Source organism: Microbacterium sp. CPCC 204701 (assembly GCF_004010105.1).
Lineage (GTDB): Bacteria > Actinomycetota > Actinomycetes > Actinomycetales > Microbacteriaceae > Microbacterium.
In genome coordinates this window covers 1-1,890 of sequence record NZ_RRYE01000489.1, presented here as the reverse complement: position 1 = coordinate 1,890, position 1,890 = coordinate 1, and the positions used below count along the sequence as shown (strand labels likewise).

At 70.6% G+C, this 1,890-nt stretch carries 2 protein-coding genes, 1 tRNA gene and 1 pseudogene; 2 read left to right on the top strand and 2 right to left on the bottom strand.

Annotated features, from left to right (window positions below; translation table 11 throughout):
* Positions 1-189: pseudogene (locus EIO58_RS19190) on the bottom strand (hypothetical protein); the annotation flags it as partial.
* 196 nt (positions 190-385) lie between these two features.
* On the bottom strand, positions 386-991 hold the full coding sequence (dcd, locus tag EIO58_RS17120; RefSeq protein WP_127820467.1) for a dCTP deaminase: 606 nt from the start codon (positions 989-991) through the stop codon (positions 386-388).
* An 80-nt stretch (positions 992-1,071) separates the two neighbouring features.
* Between dcd and EIO58_RS17115 the strand changes: the two genes are divergently transcribed.
* A tRNA-Gly gene (locus tag EIO58_RS17115) sits at positions 1,072-1,145 on the top strand.
* A gap of 1 nt (position 1,146) precedes the next feature.
* Positions 1,147-1,890: acyltransferase (locus EIO58_RS17110; protein ID WP_164861831.1), on the top strand; the 744-nt coding region annotated here is incomplete at its 3' end.

The window sequence follows — 1,890 nt, the reverse complement described above, 5'->3', positions numbered from 1 at the left end:
CAGGGTCGGCGCGGCAGGCGCAGGCGTGGGCTGCTTGCCATCGCCGGGCGCAGCGGATGCCGCGGGCGCGGTGATGGCCGACAGCACCAGGGCGCCGGCGACCGCCGCCGCCGCGAGGGCCGCTCGTCCCGTCCAGGTCGTGGGTTCGCCGCTGACTCGATCGTGGGGGCGCCTGCTGCTCGGCCGCATCCGGGGTCGCGTCCTTCCTCTTTGATGAGGGCGCGCCGAAACCGGGGATGAGCGCGTCCGCGCCCACTCTGGCGTTGCTGAGTAAACGCTGAGAGAGCAGAGGTCGACGATCGGGCGTCCGAAGGTGAACGGCTCGTGCGGGTCGCACTGACGCCGCCCGGGGATCAGGGGCGGCGGGTTTCAGGAGCGGCGGGGGTCAGGCGCCGCGGCTCCCGGCATCCGTCGCCCCCACGTCGGTGCGGTGGAAGTTCTGGAACGAACGAGATGCCGTCGGCCCGCGCTGACCCTGATACCTGTTGCCGTACGGACCCGAGCCGTACGGGTTCTCGGTGGGCGACGACAGCCGGAAGAAGCACAGCTGGCCGATCTTCATGCCCGGCCACAGCTTGATGGGCAGCGTCGCCACGTTCGAGAGCTCGAGGGTCACGTGGCCCGAGAATCCGGGATCGATGAAGCCCGCCGTCGAGTGCGTGAGCAGGCCCAGGCGCCCGAGCGACGACTTGCCCTCGAGGCGCGCCGCGACGTCGTCGGGGAGCGTGATCTGCTCGAACGTCGAACCCAGCGCGAACTCGCCGGGGTGCAGGATGAACGGCTCGCCCCGCTCGACCTCGATGAGGCGGGTGAGCTCGGGCTGGTCCTCGGCCGGATCGATGAACGGGTACTTGTGGTTGTCGAACAGGCGGAAGTAGCGGTCGAGGCGGACGTCGACGCTCGAGGGCTGCACCATGGCGGGTTCCCACGGGTCGAGGCCGATGCGCCCCGCGTCGATCTCGAGCCGGATGTCGCGGTCACTCAGCAGCACGGGGGACAGCCTATCTGGGCGGTGCTGTTATGCTGGCCGGGCGCCGTAACAGGTGCCTGCGAGCCCGGTTCGCCGGCTCCGGGGCTGTAGTTCAATGGCAGAACTTCTGCTTCCCAAGCAGACAGCGCGGGTTCGATTCCCGTCAGCCCCTCCACATGTCACGATCCGTCGCCGCCCACGAGTTCTCGCCGTGGGACTTCTGGCGCGGGGCCGATCGCGATGCCCGCGAGGGGCAGCTCGCGTGGCAGCGCTCGATCGTCGCCGGCAGGCCAGGCCACGAGCTCGGCACCGAGTGCTTCGTGTCGGAGCTCGCGTCGGTCGACAACGACGTGCTGCGACTCGGAGACCGCACCTACGTCGCCGCCGGTGCGTACCTCACCGGCGAGCTCGTCACGGGCGCGGACTGCAGCATCAACCCCTACACGGTGATCCGCGGCACGGTCACGATGGGCGACGGCGTGCGCATCGGCGCTCACACCTCGATCCTCGGGTTCAACCACTCGATGGATTCCGACCAGCCCGTCTTCCGCCAGCCCCTCACCTCGAAGGGCATCGTCATCGGCGACGACGTGTGGATCGGCTCGCACGTCGTGATCCTCGACGGTGTCCGCGTCGGCTCGCATTCGGTGCTCGCGGCGAGCGCGGTCGTCACCAAGGACGTTCCGGACGGCGCGATCGTCGGCGGCAACCCCGCGAAGTTCATCCGCTGGCGCGTCGAGCCCGAAGACACCGGTGTCGAGCCGCGGGCTGCCGCCGAGGCAGCCGCGCGCGGCGAGGACGGGGCGGCCCAGGCGAGCGTGATCACGCAGACGGCGCAGGATGAGAGGGATTCCGAGGCCTGGCGCCCGGCGGATCTCGCGGTGCAGCGGCTCGCCGCAGCCGCAGCAGAGCGCGCCGCC